Genomic DNA, 16,242 nt, shown 5'->3' with positions numbered 1-16,242 from the left:
TCGCCACTTTCCCGGCTGTCACTACACTGGCTGGATGCAGGTAACTGTATCCAGCCAATTGCTGTTTAAGTTTCGGGGTTAACAGAGCGGCATATAACCGCTGAAAACTCTGCGAGACACTGTGTAGAATAACGCCAAACAGTTAGCTGACCCTGTGGTTCCCGGTGAGTTCAGCGATTTCGGTGTCTTCGGTGGTGACCCTGCATGATACGGCGATAACTTGCCATTCATCAGCGTGCAATTTTCAGGATGAACGACTTTCGGTTTGGATGTCCTGTGTACGCGAACGATATTTATTCACGACAAAGCAAAAACGATTATGGCCAAACAGGATTACTACGACGCGCTGGGAGTTTCCAAAAACGCCAGCGATGACGAGATCAAAAAAGCCTTCAAGCGCATGGCGATGAAATATCATCCGGATCGCAACCCGGATGATGAAGAGGCCCTGGAAAAGTTCAAGGAGGTCCGTGAGGCCTATGATGTCTTGAGCGATCCGCAAAAACGGGCGGCTTATGATCAGTTCGGCCATGCCGGCCTGGATGGCGCTGCCGGTGGCGGAGCCGGGTTTGGCGGCGGCTTCGGTGGGGCCAGCTTCAGCGACATTTTTGGTGATGTTTTCGGAGATATTTTTGGCGGCGGCGGCGGTCGGGGCGGACAGCGTGTCTATCGAGGCGCCGATCTGCGCTATAACCTGGAACTGAGCCTGGAAGAGGCGGTCAAGGGCTATTCGGCCAGTATTCGTATTCCCACGCACGTTACCTGTGAAGAGTGTGACGGCAGCGGGGCGAAGAAAGGCAGTTCACCGAGTACCTGTACTACCTGTGGCGGTCACGGCCAGGTGCGCATGCAACAGGGGTTTTTCTCGTTGCAACAGACCTGTCCGCGCTGTCAGGGCAGCGGCCAGATTATCACCGACCCCTGTGGCGCCTGCCATGGTCAGGGCCGGGTCGAAAAAACCCGGACCCTGTCGGTCAAGGTTCCCGCCGGCGTGGACAACGGCGATCGCATCCGCCTGGCCGGAGAGGGCGAAGCTGGCGAGAATGGCGGCCCGCCGGGCGATCTCTATGTGCATATTCACGTCAAACCCCATCCCATTTTCCAACGTGACGGCAACGATCTCCACTGTGATGTTCCGGTCAGCATCGGCGTGGCGGCACTGGGCGGTGAACTGGAGGTCCCGACCCTGGATGGTCGGGTCAAACTCAAAGTTCCGCCGGAAAGCCAGAGCGGCAAACAGTTCCGGATGCGCGGCAAGGGAGTCAAGTCCGTGCGCGGTGACGGGGTCGGTGATCTGCTGTGCCAGATTTCGGTGGAAACCCCGGTCAATCTCACCAACAAGCAAAAAGAGCTGTTGCAGCAGCTTGATGAGGCCATGCAGGAAGATGGTATCAAGCACAGCCCACGCGCGGCTTCCTGGCTGGATGGCGTGAAAAAGTTCTTTGAAGACATGAAGTTCTGAAAAGGATCTCGAAAAACACGATTAAACTTGCGGGACATGAGGCGTGACAGCGTCGCTGGCAAATTGAACTGAAATACCGTTCAATTCAACCTGACACAGGTTCATGGTTCTATGGCGTGCTTTGCCTCTTCGCGAGAGAAAGCTGTCATTGCTGCCGACAGGGATGCAAGGGCATGTGCGCCACGCCAGACGGCAAGTAATAATGATCAAGGGGAATTTCTCATGACCAGGGTTGCAATTGTAGGGGCCTCCGGCCGTATGGGTCGGGTGCTGCTCGAAGCCACGCATCAGGATCCACAGGCCGAGATTGGCGCGGTGGTGGAACGGCCTGGCAGCAGTATGATTGGCGTGGATGCCGGTGAGCTGGCCAACCTGGGCAAACTGGGTATCAAGGTGGATGACAGCCTGACCCGGGTGGTGGATCAATTTGATGTCCTGATCGATTTTACCCGTCCGGAGGCGACCATGTTGCACCTGGAAATCTGTCGTGCTGCCGGCAAGCGTATGGTGATCGGCACGACCGGTTTTACTGACGAGCAGAAAAAACAGATCGCCCATGTCGCCGAGAATGTCGGGATCGTATTCGCCCCTAACATGAGTGTCGGGGTCAATCTCTCTTTCAAGTTACTGGATATCGCCGCCCGGGTTCTGGGCAACGAGGTAGATGTTGAAATTATCGAGGCTCATCATCGCCACAAGGTGGACGCGCCCTCCGGCACGGCTCTGCGCATGGGCGAAGTGGTGGCTGATGCCCTGGGCCGAGATCTGATGGAATGCGCCGTGTTTGGCCGCGAAGGCGATACCGGCGAACGGGATCGCCAGATTATCGGTTTTGAGACGATTCGGGCCGGCGATATTGTCGGCGAGCATACCGTGATGTTTGCCGGGCTGGGCGAACGGGTCGAGATCACGCACAAGGCATCCAGTCGCATGACCTTTGCCAACGGGGCGGTGCGTGCCGCCAACTGGATCAGGCAACAGGACAAGGGCCTGTTCGACATGCAGGATGTGCTGGGTCTGCGTCACATGCAGTGACGAGGCAACAATCCCCCCGATGCGTGGTACCCCGGGCGGACCGTGCTACCCTGGGAGTTAAATTCTCTTTTTAAAATCAGGTAGTTGTGTTGCCGTTTTTATTCCTCGTCCCTCGTCCCTCGTCCCTCGTTACTTGTGGTTATCAGACCAGTTGGTTAGAATAGAAACGATCTGATTTGAAGGTCAGAACGACAAATTGAATCGAAATTTTGCATAGCGGGAGACTCCAGATTGGTATCTCCCGCTTTTTGCAGGCGCCACGCGCAAGGGAGGACTCTTGAAAAAACCGGCACTGCTGGCGTTGGAAGACGGTACCATTTTTCACGGTGAGTCTATAGGTATTGACGGTCAGACCGTGGGTGAGGTGGTGTTCAATACCGCCATGACCGGTTACCAGGAAATTCTTACCGACCCCTCCTATGCCAAACAACTTGTTACCCTGACCTATCCGCACATTGGCAACGTTGGCGCCAATCACGAGGACGAAGAATCCCGTGCCGTCTTCGCCGAAGGCCTGATCATTCGCGACCTGCCGCTGATCGCCAGTAACTGGCGCAGCCAGGAAACCCTGGACAATTATCTGCAACGCAATAACGTGGTTGGTATTGCCAATATCGATACCCGCAAGCTGACCCGTATCCTGCGTGAAAAAGGGGCCCAGAACGGCTGTATCATGGCCGGCAACAGCATTGACGAGCAACAGGCGCTGGACGCCGCGCGTGAATTTCCCGGAATCAAGGGCATGGACCTGGCCAAAGTGGTCAGCACCGGCACGGCTTATGACTGGCTGGAAGGAGTGTGGAACCCCGGTGAAGGGTATCCCAATGTTCCCGCCATGGTTGAAGAGGCGCTTCCCTATCGGGTGGTGGCCTATGATTACGGCGTCAAGCGCAACATCCTGCGCCTGCTGGTCAGTCGCGGCTGCCGGGTGACGGTGGTGCCAGCGACAACGCCGGCCGAAGAGGTCCTGGCCATGGACCCGGACGGGGTTTTTCTTTCCAACGGACCGGGCGATCCCGAGCCCTGCGATTACGCCATCGAGGCGATCCGGCAGATTCTCGACAAGGGCATTCCGCTGTTCGGTATCTGTCTCGGCCATCAGCTGCTGGGACTGGCCAGCGGTGCTAAAAGCGTCAAAATGAAATTTGGTCACCATGGCGCCAACCATCCGGTTCAGGATCTGCAAAGCAAACAGGTGATGATCACCAGCCAGAACCATGGCTTTGCCATCGATGAACAATCCCTGCCGGATAACGTTGTGGCAACCCACCGTTCGCTGTTCGACGGCACGCTACAGGGGGTGGCCCGTAGCGACTGCCCGGCGTTCAGTTTTCAGGGGCACCCTGAAGCCAGCCCGGGGCCGCATGATCTTTCGCCATTATTTGATAAGTTCGTCGAACTTATCGAACAACGACTCAACAAGTAACCAGGACTGGGTCCTGGGACCTAGAAGCTGATTCTTATGCCAAAACGTACCGACATCAAAAGCATTCTCATCGTCGGCGCCGGGCCGATTGTTATCGGTCAGGCCTGCGAGTTTGACTACTCCGGCGCACAGGCCTGCAAGGCGCTGAAGGAAGAGGGGTACCGCGTCATTCTGGTCAATTCCAATCCGGCCACGATCATGACCGATCCGGAGATGGCGGACCGAATCTATATCGAACCGGTGGAGTGGACCACCGTGCGCAACATTATCGCCAGCGAACGTCCCGACGCCCTGTTACCGACCATGGGCGGCCAGACCGCCCTGAACTGTGCCCTGGATCTGGATCGCGAAGGGGTATTGAAGGAATACGGCGTGGAACTGATCGGGGCCTCCATGGATGCCATCGACAAGGCCGAGGACCGGGATCGTTTCCGCAAGGCAATGCGCAAGATCGGACTCGAGCTGCCCCATTCGGAAGTGGCCTACAGCATGGACGAGGCCAACGAGGTGCAGAAGAAGATCGGTTTCCCGGCCATTATTCGTCCGTCGTTTACTATGGGCGGCAGCGGCGGCGGCATTGCCTATAACAAGGAAGAATTCGTCGAGATCTGCGAGCGCGGCCTGGAATTGTCGCCGACCAACGAACTGTTGATCGAGGAGTCGGCGCTGGGCTGGAAGGAATACGAAATGGAGGTGGTGCGGGACCACAAGGACAACTGCATCATTATCTGCTCCATCGAGAACCTCGATCCGATGGGGGTGCATACCGGTGACTCGATCACCGTGGCCCCGGCCCAGACCCTGACCGACAAGGAATACCAGATCATGCGCGACGCCTCGCTGGCGGTGCTGCGCGAGATCGGGGTGGATACCGGTGGTTCCAATGTGCAGTTTGCCATCAACCCCGACGACGGTCGCATGATCATCATCGAAATGAATCCCCGGGTATCACGCTCCTCGGCGCTGGCCTCCAAGGCCACCGGCTTTCCGATTGCCAAGGTGGCCGCGAAGCTGGCGGTGGGTTATACCCTGGACGAGCTGCAGAACGAAATTACCGGCGGCGCGACACCCGCCTCATTCGAACCGAGCATCGACTACGTGGTGACCAAGATTCCACGGTTTACCTTCGAGAAATTCCCCCAGGCCGAGGCCCGGCTCACCACCCAGATGAAATCGGTGGGCGAGGTGATGGCTATAGGCCGTACCCAGCAGGAATCGCTGCAAAAAGCGCTGCGTGGTCTGGAGACCGGCGCGGACGGCTTCAATGAAATGGTTGATCTCAACGATCAGGACGCGCTGGAGAAGATTCGTGCCGAGCTGAAAAATACCGGACCCGAACGCATCTGGTATGTTGGCGATGCTTTCCGGGCGGGCTTCAGCGTGGAAGACGTGCACGAGATGACGGCGATCGACCCGTGGTTCCTGGTCCAGATCGAAGAACTCATTCAACTCGAAGCGCAGGTCCGTGAGGGCGGTATGAAGGCACTCAACGCCGGGCGCATGCGCGAACTCAAACGCAAGGGTTTTGCCGACACCCGCCTGGCCAGGCTGGTCGGGGTCAGCGAGAAGGTGCTGCGCCAGCATCGCTACGAGCTGGAGGTTCGCCCGGTCTACAAACGGGTCGATACCTGTGCCGCTGAATTTGCGACCAATACTGCCTATATGTATTCCACCTACGAGGAAGAGTGCGAGGCCGATGTCTCCGATCGCAAAAAGATCATGGTGCTCGGGGGCGGACCCAACCGCATCGGTCAGGGCATCGAGTTCGATTACTGTTGCGTGCATGCCGCGCTGGCCATGCGCGAGGACGGTTACGAGACCATCATGGTCAACTGCAATCCCGAAACCGTGTCCACAGACTATGACACCTCGGATCGTCTCTATTTTGAGCCGTTGACACTGGAAGACGTGCTGGCGCTGATTGAAGTTGAAAAGCCGACCGGCATTATCGTGCAGTATGGCGGACAGACACCGCTCAAGCTGGCCCGGGATCTGGAGCAGGCCGGAGCACCGATCATCGGTACTTCGCCCGACTCCATCGATCTGGCCGAGGATCGGGAACGCTTTCAGGCGATGATCGACAAGCTCAATCTGCAGCAGCCGCCTAACCGCACGGCGCGCAGCGAAGAGGAGGCCATGAAACTGGCGGAGGAGATCGGATACCCGCTGGTGGTTCGACCTTCCTATGTACTTGGTGGGCGGGCCATGGAAATCGTTTACCAGCCCGAGGATCTGGATCGCTATATGCGCACGGCGGTCGAGGTCTACCCCGATGCCCCGGTACTGCTGGACCGTTTCCTGGACGATGCTATCGAAGTGGATGTGGATGCGGTGTGCGACGGCGAGACCGTGGTGATCGGCGGCATCATGCAGCATATCGAGCAGGCCGGCGTTCACTCCGGTGACTCGGCCTGTTCCCTGCCGCCGTACAGTTTGAGTGCGGAGGTTCAGGATCGGATTCGCGAACAGGTCAAGGCCATGGCCATCGAGTTGAAGGTCATCGGTCTGATGAACGCCCAGCTCGCCGTACAGGGAGACAATATTTTTGTCATCGAGGTCAATCCGCGCGCCTCGCGCACGGTCCCGTTTGTTTCCAAAACGGTGGGACTGCCGCTGGCCAAGATCGCTGCACGCTGCATGGCCGGCAAGACCCTGGCGGAGCAGGGCATGACCACCGAGCGGATTCCGCCCTATTATTCAGTCAAGGAAGCGGTGTTCCCGTTTATCAAATTCCCGGGTGTGGATCCCCTGCTGGGTCCTGAGATGAAGTCCACCGGCGAGGTAATGGGGGTGGGGCGCAGTTTCGGTGAAGCCTTCGGCCGTGCCCAGCTGGGCGCCGGTGTGGCTCTGCCTGCTGCCGGCACCGCCTTTGTCAGTGTTCGCGATGTGGACAAGAGCGCGGTGGTTGATGTGGCGCGGGATCTGGTCGAGCTCGGTTTCAATCTGGTAGCGACCAGCGGCACATCAGATGTATTGAGTGAAGCCGGGGTTCCCCATCAGCGGGTTAACAAGGTCAATGAGGGTCGCCCGGATATCGTCGATATGATCAAGAACGATGAAATCAACTTTATCGTGAATACCACCGAAGGCAAGCAGGCGATTGCAGATTCCTACGAAATCCGGCGCCAGGCGTTGAACCACAAGGTGGGCTATACCACGACCGTGGCCGGCGCACGAGCAACCTGTGAGGCGCTACACAATTTGCACAACATCAAGGTACATTGTTTGCAGGATCTGCATCAGGAGATGAATGCATGAGTCGTCAACCGATGACCGCCGCGGGCGCCGATAAATTGCGCACCGAGCTCAAGGATCTTAAAAGCGTCCAGCGCCCGAAGGTGATCGAGGCGATTGCTACCGCGCGCGAACACGGCGATCTGAAGGAGAACGCGGAGTACCATGCCGCGCGCGAACAGCAGAGCTTTATCGAAGGCCGGATCAAGGAAATCGAAGCGGCCCTGTCTAATTCCGAAATCATCGACGTCCAGGCGGTGGGCAAAAACGCCGACGGCAAGGTCGTGTTCGGCGCTAGCGTAGAGCTGTACGACATCGAAGGGGACAAGGAAGTAACCTACCAGATCGTCGGTGAACAGGAGGCGGATATCAAACAGAACCTGATCTCCATCACCTCCCCCATCGCCCGCGCCCTGATCGGCAAGCTCGAAGGCGACGAAGTCACCGTTCAGGCACCGGGCGGCGATCGCGACTACGAAATCGTGTCGGTCAAGTACATTTAGCCGGGGCACTGAGAATAAACGCAGAGGACGCGGAGGCGCAGAGGCGCGGAGAGAAATAATTTTTAATGTTGAATTTTAAATTTTGAATTAGATTTGGTATTGAATACAGCACTCAACATTTAAAAACTCAAAATGGTTTTGTTTTCTCTGCGTCTTTGCGCCTCCGCGAACTCCGCGTTATTTCCCAGTGAACTCTCTACAGGATGATGTCGATGAACTACGCGATTCCTGAACGCATTGCCCTGACCCTGTGGGTCGGGGGGATGTGGATTGCCGGTTATCTGGTGGCGCCGATGTTGTTCGCCACGCTGGAGGATCGGGCGCTGGCCGGGATGCTGGCGGGCAAGCTGTTCAGTGCCATGAGTTATGTGGGTCTGGTGTGCGCGGCATTGTTACTGTTGATCCAGACCCGCAAGCCGACGCCGAAGGGCTGGCGCGAATGGCGCCGTGGATTGTTGCTGGCAATGTTGCTGGTGATTGTGATCGGCGAGTTTGTCTTGCAGCCGATGATGGCCGAGCTCAAGGCGGCGGGACTGGAAGAGGGCAGCGCGGCGCAACAGCGCTTTGGCATGTTGCACGGCATCTCCTCAAGTCTGTTTTTGTTTAACAGCCTGGCGGGACTGGTGCTGGTGATCTTCGGACTGGAGCCGGATGATCAGCGTGGCAGCTGAATTTTGGGTTCGTCAGCCGGACGGTAGAAGACCGCGACATGGCCGATCAGCTGTACCTGTTCGGCCTGGCTCTGCTGGAGGATGGCATCGATGAGCTGCTGGCGCTCCTCGCGATCCGACGCATTGACCCGCACCTTGATCAGTTCGTGATGGGCCAGCGCGTTGTCGATTTCGCCCAGCACGTTTTCCCCCAGCCCGTGTTGACCGATAATGACGACGGGTTTGAGATGATGGGCGCGCTGGCGCAGGAATTTTTTCTGGCTGCTGGTCAGGGACATGAAGTGGAATCCGGATAACGAAGACCCTGAATTGTATCAAGTCATATCCCTGCTGACGACTGCCAACGGCTAACTGACGACTGGAATTCTGATGGCCCGATCCAAAACCAGCAAAAAATGGCTCAATGAGCATTTTGATGATCAATATGTCAAAAAAGCCCGGCAGGAGGGCTGGCGCAGTCGTGCCATCTACAAACTGATCGAAATCGATGAGCGGGACAAATTGCTCAAATCTGGCATGACCGTCGTCGACCTGGGGGCGGCCCCGGGGGGGTGGTCGGAATATGCCGCACGCCAGGTGGGGAGCAAGGGACGGGTGATCGCGCTGGATCTGCTGCCCATGGATGCGATTGTCGGGGTCGAATTCATCGAGGGAGATTTTCGCGAGGAACCGGTCTACGAGCAGCTGCTGGCGGTGCTCGACGGGAGGCCAGTAGACCTTGTAATGTCGGATATGGCCCCCAATATGAGTGGTATGAAGGCGGTCGATCAGCCGCGTGCCATGTATCTGGCCGAGTTGAGCCTGGAGCTGGCGCAAAAAGTCCTCAAGCCGGGCGGGGATATGCTGATCAAGGCGTTTACCGGCGAAGGTCTGGATGAATTTAAACGCGAAATCCGGCAACATTTCGCGAAATTGATTGTCCGAAAACCGAAGGCTTCACGGGCCCGTTCTCCCGAGATTTATCTGCTGGCGAGGGGTTACAATGTGTAGTAGTGTATTTTGCACGATAGCAAACGCCTGTAATGGCAGGCCATGAGGTAGACCATTGAACGACTTGACCAAGAATATTTTGTTGTGGGTGATCGTGGCGATCATCCTCATGTCGGTGTTCCAGAACCTGAGCACGACCACTCCGGCGACTGAAAAGCCCTATTCACAATTCATGCAGGATGTGAAAAGCGGGCAGGTGATGGAAGTCACTATCCAGGGGCGAAACATTACCGGTCGCACTCAAGGTGGTGAGAACTTCAAGACTTTCAGTCCTGAAACCGACAACACCGCCATGATCGGCGACCTGATGAAGCACAATGTGACCATCAAGGCCAAGCCGCCGGAACAATCCATCTGGACCCAGATCTTTATCTCCTGGTTCCCGTTCCTGTTGATCATCGGCCTGTGGATTTTCTTCATGCGCCAGATGCAAGGTGGCGGCGGTGGTCGCGGCGCTATGTCGTTCGGCAAGAGCAAGGCCCGCATGCTGGGTGAAGATCAGGTTAATATCCGCTTCAATGACGTGGCCGGTTGTGACGAAGCCAAGGATGAAGTGCAGGAGCTAGTCGAATTCCTGCGCGATCCCGGTAAGTTCCAGAAGCTAGGTGGAATGATCCCGCGCGGTGTCCTGATGGTCGGCCCACCCGGTACCGGTAAAACCCTGCTGGCCAAGGCGATCGCCGGCGAAGCCAAGGTGCCCTTCTTTACGATTTCCGGTTCCGACTTCGTGGAAATGTTTGTCGGCGTTGGTGCATCACGGGTGCGTGACATGTTCGAGCAGGCCAAGAAGCAGGCCCCGTGCATTATCTTCATCGACGAAATAGACGCGGTCGGTCGGCATCGCGGTGCCGGTCTGGGCGGTGGTCATGATGAACGCGAGCAGACCCTCAACCAGTTGCTGGTGGAGATGGACGGCTTTGAAGGTAACGAGGGCGTGATTGTCATCGCTGCGACCAACCGTCCCGACGTCCTGGATCCGGCTTTGCTACGTCCCGGTCGTTTTGACCGCCAGGTCGTCGTGCCGCTGCCCGACATGCGCGGCCGCGAACAGATTCTCAAGGTCCATATGCGCAAGGTGCCGGTGGGGGATGATGTCGAGCCCATGGTGATTGCCCGCGGGACACCCGGTTTCTCCGGGGCCGATCTGGCCAACCTGGTCAATGAGGCTGCCCTGTTTGCAGCCCGTGGCAACAAGCGTCTGGTCAGTATGGAAGAGTTCGAGAAGGCCAAGGACAAGATCATGATGGGCGCCGAGCGCAAGTCCATGGTGATGAACGAGGAAGAGAAAAAGCTCACTGCCTATCACGAGGCCGGTCATGCCATCGTGGGTCTGAGTGTGCCGTCGCATGATCCGGTGTACAAGGTTAGCATTATTCCTCGTGGCCGGGCGCTGGGCGTGACCATGTTCCTGCCCGAAGAGGATCGCTACAGTTACACCAAGGAACGGTTGCAGAGCCAGATCGCTTCGCTGTTCGGAGGACGCCTGGCCGAGGAGCTGATTTTCGGCCACGAAAACGTCACTACCGGTGCCTCCAATGATATTCAGCGTACCACCGAGATCGCCCGTAATATGGTGACCAAGTGGGGGCTGTCCGAGCGACTCGGTCCGATGACCTACGGCGAAGACGAAGGCGAGGTATTCCTCGGTCACTCCGTGACCCAGCACAAGAACCTGTCCGATGAAACCGCGCATATTATTGATGAGGAAATTCGGGCGATTATCGACCACAACTATGATCGTGCCAAGACGATTCTCGATGAGAATATGGAGAAGTTGCACATGATGGCTCAGGCGCTGATCAAATACGAAACGATCGACAAGCGGCAAATCGATGCGATCATGTCCGGTAATGAACCGCCGCCGCCGGCGGACTGGGATGATAAGGAGCCACCCCATTCGCCTTCGCCCGACGAGGGTAAGAAGTCTGCCCGGGATGATAAGGGCGAAGGCAAGATTGGTGGACCGGCGGGTGAACACTGATCATCTTTGCTGACATACGGAAACGACGCCCCGTTTCGACGGGGCGTTTTTCGTTTCTGTGTGGCAAATCTGTACAATCTTTGCTTACATGAGTAGATGATGTCTGGGACCCGGACAAAACGGCAGCATCGATTGCGGCGCTTTCTCTGGTTGCCGCTGGCTCTGATTGTGTTACTGGCAGTGCTGGTTGTCCTGTTGCCACTGCTGGGTCGCTGGGCAGTTGTCTCTACGCTTGAACAGCAGGGCTATCAAACCACACTGGATAGTATTGAACTCAATCTGTGGTCGGGCCGCATGACCAGCAAATCATTTCGGGCAGACAGGTCCGATCAACAACTGGCTTTTGACAAGGCCGTATTCTCCTGGAGCTGGTCGGCATTGTTCGAGCGGGAACCGGTCTTTGTCAGTATCACCTTTGAAGGCCTGGAAGTGGCGTTCGGCAAAACCGCGCCGGCAGACGAGGCCAGCGAATCGCCCTTTGAATCCTTCAAGCCCGGCGCCTGGCTGCCGGGGGTGGGTGAAGTAACTCTGCGTGACAGCCGGATTTGTCAAACGCGTGAGTCAACCCCGATGTGCCTGGATGTCGAACATCTGGCCTGGCAAGGCGAAGCGCGGCTGACATCGACCATGACGACGTCGCTGGCCCAACTGCCCTTGCAGGTCAAAGGCAATCTGTCGCTACAGGATCTGGCGTTAACCGAAACCGGGCAACCCGCTCTGCTTACCCTGAAACAACTGGAGATCAACAGCACACAACTGGCGAGTCTGGCGTCGATTACCCTGCAGAATATCCGCCTGGATGAATTTGCGCTTTCAGACAGACAGGGCAGCACCCTTGGCCAGTTTGATGAACTGAGCCTCGACCAGATACGTTTTACCGGATTGCAACATGTTGAGCTTGGTAATATCCGCACTCAAAATCTTGGGCTCAGGCCACCGGGCCTGTCGGCAAAAAGCTGGCTGGAGATACAGAAGCTGGACTGGCAAGGAAAGAGTTCTCTGGATACGGCGACCATCAGCCTGCCTTTGTCGGAGCTGAACTTGCAAAAGGAGGGGGAGCTGAGTGCGAACAAACTTGTGCTGCGCGGCTCCGAACAACAAACTCTGTGGTCACTGCAGACCCTGGCGATTAATTCAGTACAACTGGCCAGCTTGTCATCGGTTAACCTGCAAAATATTCAGTTAACAAACTTCACTGTGCCCCGTGAGGAGGGACCGGCATTTGCCGGTTTTGATAGGCTGGTGGTGAACAAGGCTGGATTGAGTCAGCTGGAGCAACTTGAAATCGATACGATTACGTTGCAAGGCACGAATCTGGATCTGGTGCGCGAGCAGACAGGTCAGTGGCAGGTGATTGAACATTTGCAGCCATTGCCAAGTGCCGAGACGCCGAGCAGCCCGGCGGCGGTGATACCGAAACAAACCGCAAACAGTATATTCCCCATGCGTATCGGGCAACTGGTGTTTGAACAAAGTCATACGATTCAGGTGGTGGATCGTACCCTGGAGACGCCGTTTGTTCTCTCTTTACATGACCCGGATTTAACCGCGATAAATTTTGATTCGCAGCAGCCCGAACAGGCAGTGACACTGGAATTTGATAGCCGCGTCGATCAACATGGCAGGTTACAGTTGCAAGGTGATATTCAGCCCTTGCGCGATGAATTGTTTTTCGACCTGCAGATGCAAATGCAGGGCATCGATATGCGGCTGATAAACGCCTATTTTGAGCAATATCTCGGGCATCGGATCAAAAGCGGCCAGATCAGTGGTGTTGTGAAGCTGACGGCGATGGCCGGTAAGCTCAATGGAGAAGCCAATGTCGAATTGCAGCAGTTTTATTTGCAAGAGGTCGATCAACAGCAGGTAAGTCAATTGACCAGTTTACTCGGTTCTCGCCTGACCGCGGCCCTGGGCCTGTTGCGAGAGGAGGACAAGAGCATCTCATTGCAGATTCCGATCAGCGGGGACATTAACGATCCGCAATTCGACACCCGGGATGCCTATATGCAGGTAGTGACACGGGTATTGGCCACGGCGGTGAGTCAATATTATACAGATTACGGGCTGGCGATAGCCGGCCTTGCTCAATACGGGTTGGCAATCAAGGGGGCGCAAAAGCTGTATGGTTTTTTGAACCAGTTACGGTTTAATGATATTACCTTTGATACGGGCAAGCAGGCGATTTCACAGGATCAGAAATCTTACCTGGATGAACTGGGACAGATGTTAAAAGAACGGCCCGAAGTTCATCTGACACTGTGCGGCTATGTAACGCCGGCGGATTTGTTAAAGCAAGAGATGGATCTGGCCAGCCAGCCTGAATCGAAGTGGACGCTGGATTCTCTGAGTCAGGACGAGGCTCAACAGTTATTGCAACTGGCCAATCAACGCGCCGACAATGTCAAGCATTACCTGGTGAACCAGTCAGGCATCGACCCGAAGCGATTGATCGTCTGCGCGCCCGAGTATAGTGCCGACACGACCCGCCTGCCGCGGGTGGAAATTCGTCTTTAAATTAAGCATTGCAGATGCAATACAGACAGGCGCTGCGGCCGTGTATTTCAGGATACGAACGCACCGCTTAAAGCTACCCTGTTCGGCAATTCGAACAGGGCGGTTAGTTTTCCCGTTAATATCGAGTATGGAATAAAGCACCCTATGTCATCAGATATCAATTTTGAACGCCGACCCCGGGTCATGGGGATTTTGAATATGACCCCCGATTCTTTTTCTGATGGCGGGCGCTTTAACCAGGCACAGGTGGCGGTCGAGCGTGTCCGTCAGATGATTCAGGAGGGGGCGGATATTATCGATATCGGGGGTGAGTCAACCCGACCAGGAGCGCCTGCCATCTCAGAAGAAGAGGAACTGGCACGGGTGATTCCCGTGATCGAGGCGATTCGTCACGACAGCGCGATCCCGATCTCCGTCGATACCAGTAAGCCGGCGGTCATGCATGCCGCAGTGGCTGCCGGCGCCAGCCTGATTAACGATGTACGGGCTCTGCAGGAACCGGGGGCCCTGGATATGGCGGCGCAGCTGGGTGTGCCGATCTGTCTGATGCACATGCAGGGACAGCCGCGCACTATGCAGGCCAACCCGCACTATGATGATGTGGTGGAAGAAGTTCTGGCATTTTTACAGCAACGGATCGAGCTCTGCCAGGCCGCCGGAATTGCCCCGGCGCGATTGATTATCGATCCCGGTTTCGGCTTTGGCAAAACCGTGCAACATAATCTGGCCCTGTTCCGCTATCTGCCGCGGTTTGTCAAGACCGGGTATCCCGTGCTGGTGGGAGTGTCGCGCAAATCGATGATTGGCAAACTGCTGGGGGAGCGGCCGGTGGACGAACGACTGGCGGGCAGCCTGGCGCTGGCCACCCTGGCCGGCTGGCTGGGGGCTGCCATTGTGCGGGTACATGATGTGCGCGAGAGCGTCGATGCCCTGACTCTTTGCCGGGCTGTGCGGCACGCCTGACTATCGGCAGGGTTATTGCTTTATAATCGTGAAAACTTCAAGCCGGTCGCCGGGATCGGCGGCAAGAGGACGCTGGATTTATGTCACGTAAATATTTTGGCACCGACGGGGTGCGCGGGCGGGTCGGGGAGTTTCCGATCACCCCCGAATTCATTCTCAAACTGGGGTGGGCCGCTGGCCGGGTGTTGGGCGATGGCGGCGGCAAGGTACTCATCGGCAAGGATACCCGGATTTCCGGCTATATTTTCGAATCGGCCCTCGAAGCGGGACTGGCGGCCGCCGGGATGAATGTCTGTTTGCTGGGGCCGATGCCAACGCCGGGTATTGCCCACCTGACCCGCACCCTGCATGCCCGGGCCGGGATCGTCATCAGTGCCTCCCACAATGCGTATCCGGATAACGGTATCAAGTTTTTCTCTGCCGAGGGGACCAAGCTGCCCGAGGAAGTAGAGCTGGCGATCGAGGCGATGATCGATCAGGAGCTGGTCACCAGCGCGCCGGATAAACTCGGCCGTGCGAACCGGGTAGACGACGCGGCCGGGCGCTATATCGAGTTTTGCAAAAGCACCTTTCCCGAGCAGCTCGATCTCAACGGTTTGCATATCGTGCTCGATTGCGCCAACGGCGCCACCTATCAGATTGCACCCAAGGTCTTCGCCGAACTGGGGGCGGACCTGACGGTGATTGGCAACGATCCTGACGGTCTCAATATCAATGACGGCTGCGGTTCCACCCACCTGGAATGGCTGCAGAAAAATGTGCAGCTGCAGGGTGCGGATCTGGGCATTGCCTTCGACGGTGACGGCGATCGGGTTTTGATGGTGGATTGCGAGGGGCGTGTCATCGATGGTGACGAGCTGCTCTATGTCATGACGATCCACCGCCAGCGTATGCAACGACTGGCAGGCGGCGTGGTGGGCACCCTGATGACCAATCTGGGGATGGAACATGCTCTGCAGGCCGCCGGAGTTCCTTTTGTTCGGTCCCGGGTCGGGGATCGCTATGTGATGGAGCAATTACAGGCCCATGGCTGGGAGCTGGGCGGGGAAGGTTCCGGCCATCTGATCTGCCTGGACAAGACCAGCACCGGCGACGGTATTGTGGCCGCGTTGCAGGTGCTGGCGGCTGTCGTGGAGTCGGGCCGCACATTGTCCGATCTGGTCAGCGGGATGGACAAATACCCGCAGCAGTTGATCAACGTGCGTCTGGCCCGCAAGGTCGATGTTCTGCGGACGCCCGAGGTGCAGGCGGCCGTGGTGGCTGCCGAGTCGGAGCTGGCGACCCGGGGTCGGGTGCTACTGCGTCCGTCGGGGACTGAACCTCTGTTGCGGGTCATGGTGGAGGGCCGGGACGCCGAACAGGTGCTACGGGTCGCGCAGGAGCTGGCCGGGGTCGTTGAACAGGCCCTGGGGCCCGGTTGAACAGCGCTAACCCAGGGCGTGAAACCTGCTTCGTGAACT

Annotated in this window: 12 protein-coding genes; 11 read left to right on the top strand and 1 reads right to left on the bottom strand. The window is 57.0% G+C overall.

What is annotated here, in order from left to right:
• Positions 1 to 319: 319 nt before the first annotated feature.
• From dnaJ to R6U90_RS03060, 6 genes are all read left to right on the top strand, one after another.
• Complete coding sequence (dnaJ, locus tag R6U90_RS03085) at positions 320 to 1,462, top strand: molecular chaperone DnaJ (protein WP_410351195.1); 1,143 nt, start codon at positions 320 to 322, stop codon at positions 1,460 to 1,462.
• Positions 1,463 to 1,684: 222 nt separating this feature from the next.
• On the top strand, positions 1,685 to 2,497 hold the full coding sequence (dapB, locus tag R6U90_RS03080; RefSeq protein ID WP_410351194.1) for a 4-hydroxy-tetrahydrodipicolinate reductase: 813 nt from the start codon (positions 1,685 to 1,687) through the stop codon (positions 2,495 to 2,497).
• A 277-nt stretch (positions 2,498 to 2,774) separates the two neighbouring features.
• Positions 2,775 to 3,923 carry a glutamine-hydrolyzing carbamoyl-phosphate synthase small subunit gene (gene carA, locus R6U90_RS03075; protein WP_410351193.1) on the top strand — a complete coding sequence of 383 codons (1,149 nt, stop codon included), beginning with the start codon at positions 2,775 to 2,777 and terminating at the stop codon, positions 3,921 to 3,923.
• A gap of 36 nt (positions 3,924 to 3,959) precedes the next feature.
• On the top strand, positions 3,960 to 7,181 hold the full coding sequence (gene carB, locus R6U90_RS03070) for a carbamoyl-phosphate synthase large subunit (RefSeq protein ID WP_410351192.1): 3,222 nt from the start codon (positions 3,960 to 3,962) through the stop codon (positions 7,179 to 7,181).
• Positions 7,178 to 7,660, top strand: coding sequence for a transcription elongation factor GreA (gene greA, locus R6U90_RS03065; protein WP_410351191.1), 483 nt, complete (start codon positions 7,178 to 7,180; stop codon positions 7,658 to 7,660). Before carB ends, greA begins: the two co-directional genes overlap by 4 nt.
• Before the next feature lie 212 nt (positions 7,661 to 7,872).
• Positions 7,873 to 8,331 carry a DUF4149 domain-containing protein gene (locus tag R6U90_RS03060; protein ID WP_410351190.1) on the top strand — a complete coding sequence of 153 codons (459 nt, stop codon included), beginning with the start codon at positions 7,873 to 7,875 and terminating at the stop codon, positions 8,329 to 8,331.
• Here R6U90_RS03060 and yhbY read toward each other — a convergent pair.
• Positions 8,316 to 8,609, bottom strand: a complete 294-nt coding sequence (yhbY, locus tag R6U90_RS03055) for a ribosome assembly RNA-binding protein YhbY (protein WP_410351189.1) — start codon at positions 8,607 to 8,609, stop codon at positions 8,316 to 8,318. The genes R6U90_RS03060 and yhbY overlap by 16 nt on opposite strands.
• A gap of 91 nt (positions 8,610 to 8,700) precedes the next feature.
• On the opposite strand from yhbY, the gene rlmE reads away from it, so the two are divergent.
• The 5 genes from rlmE (at position 8,701) to glmM (ending at position 16,203) form a co-directional block, all read left to right on the top strand.
• Positions 8,701 to 9,321 carry a 23S rRNA (uridine(2552)-2'-O)-methyltransferase RlmE gene (rlmE, locus tag R6U90_RS03050; RefSeq protein ID WP_410351188.1) on the top strand — a complete coding sequence of 207 codons (621 nt, stop codon included), beginning with the start codon at positions 8,701 to 8,703 and terminating at the stop codon, positions 9,319 to 9,321.
• A 55-nt stretch (positions 9,322 to 9,376) separates the two neighbouring features.
• Positions 9,377 to 11,302 (top strand): ATP-dependent zinc metalloprotease FtsH, encoded by a 1,926-nt coding sequence (gene ftsH, locus R6U90_RS03045; RefSeq protein ID WP_410351187.1) that lies wholly within the window; start codon positions 9,377 to 9,379, stop codon positions 11,300 to 11,302.
• A 96-nt stretch (positions 11,303 to 11,398) separates the two neighbouring features.
• Complete coding sequence (locus R6U90_RS03040; protein WP_410351186.1) at positions 11,399 to 13,819, top strand: DUF748 domain-containing protein; 2,421 nt, start codon at positions 11,399 to 11,401, stop codon at positions 13,817 to 13,819.
• 144 nt (positions 13,820 to 13,963) lie between these two features.
• Positions 13,964 to 14,782: a dihydropteroate synthase gene (folP, locus tag R6U90_RS03035; RefSeq protein WP_410351185.1), complete on the top strand. Its 819-nt coding sequence runs from the start codon at positions 13,964 to 13,966 to the stop codon at positions 14,780 to 14,782.
• 80 nt (positions 14,783 to 14,862) lie between these two features.
• Positions 14,863 to 16,203: a phosphoglucosamine mutase gene (gene glmM / locus R6U90_RS03030; protein WP_410351184.1), complete on the top strand. Its 1,341-nt coding sequence runs from the start codon at positions 14,863 to 14,865 to the stop codon at positions 16,201 to 16,203.
• The last annotated feature ends 39 nt before the right edge of the window (positions 16,204 to 16,242 follow it).

This window comes from Thiohalophilus sp., from assembly GCF_046483665.1.
Taxonomy (GTDB): Bacteria; Pseudomonadota; Gammaproteobacteria; order UBA6429; family Thiohalophilaceae; genus Thiohalophilus.
Note: the sequence above shows the minus strand (reverse complement) of the source record. Positions and strands in the feature narration are given on the sequence as shown.

Coding starts and splice junctions, on each gene's coding strand:
- dnaJ (WP_410351195.1), top strand. CDS start 320: ATGGCCAAACAGGATTACTACGACGCGCTGGGAGTTTCCAAAAACGCC.
- dapB (WP_410351194.1), top strand. CDS start 1,685: ATGACCAGGGTTGCAATTGTAGGGGCCTCCGGCCGTATGGGTCGGGTG.
- carB (WP_410351192.1), top strand. CDS start 3,960: ATGCCAAAACGTACCGACATCAAAAGCATTCTCATCGTCGGCGCCGGG.
- greA (WP_410351191.1), top strand. CDS start 7,178: ATGAGTCGTCAACCGATGACCGCCGCGGGCGCCGATAAATTGCGCACC.
- R6U90_RS03060 (WP_410351190.1), top strand. CDS start 7,873: ATGAACTACGCGATTCCTGAACGCATTGCCCTGACCCTGTGGGTCGGG.
- yhbY (WP_410351189.1), bottom strand. CDS start 8,609: ATGTCCCTGACCAGCAGCCAGAAAAAATTCCTGCGCCAGCGCGCCCAT.
- rlmE (WP_410351188.1), top strand. CDS start 8,701: ATGGCCCGATCCAAAACCAGCAAAAAATGGCTCAATGAGCATTTTGAT.
- R6U90_RS03040 (WP_410351186.1), top strand. CDS start 11,399: ATGATGTCTGGGACCCGGACAAAACGGCAGCATCGATTGCGGCGCTTT.
- folP (WP_410351185.1), top strand. CDS start 13,964: ATGTCATCAGATATCAATTTTGAACGCCGACCCCGGGTCATGGGGATT.
- glmM (WP_410351184.1), top strand. CDS start 14,863: ATGTCACGTAAATATTTTGGCACCGACGGGGTGCGCGGGCGGGTCGGG.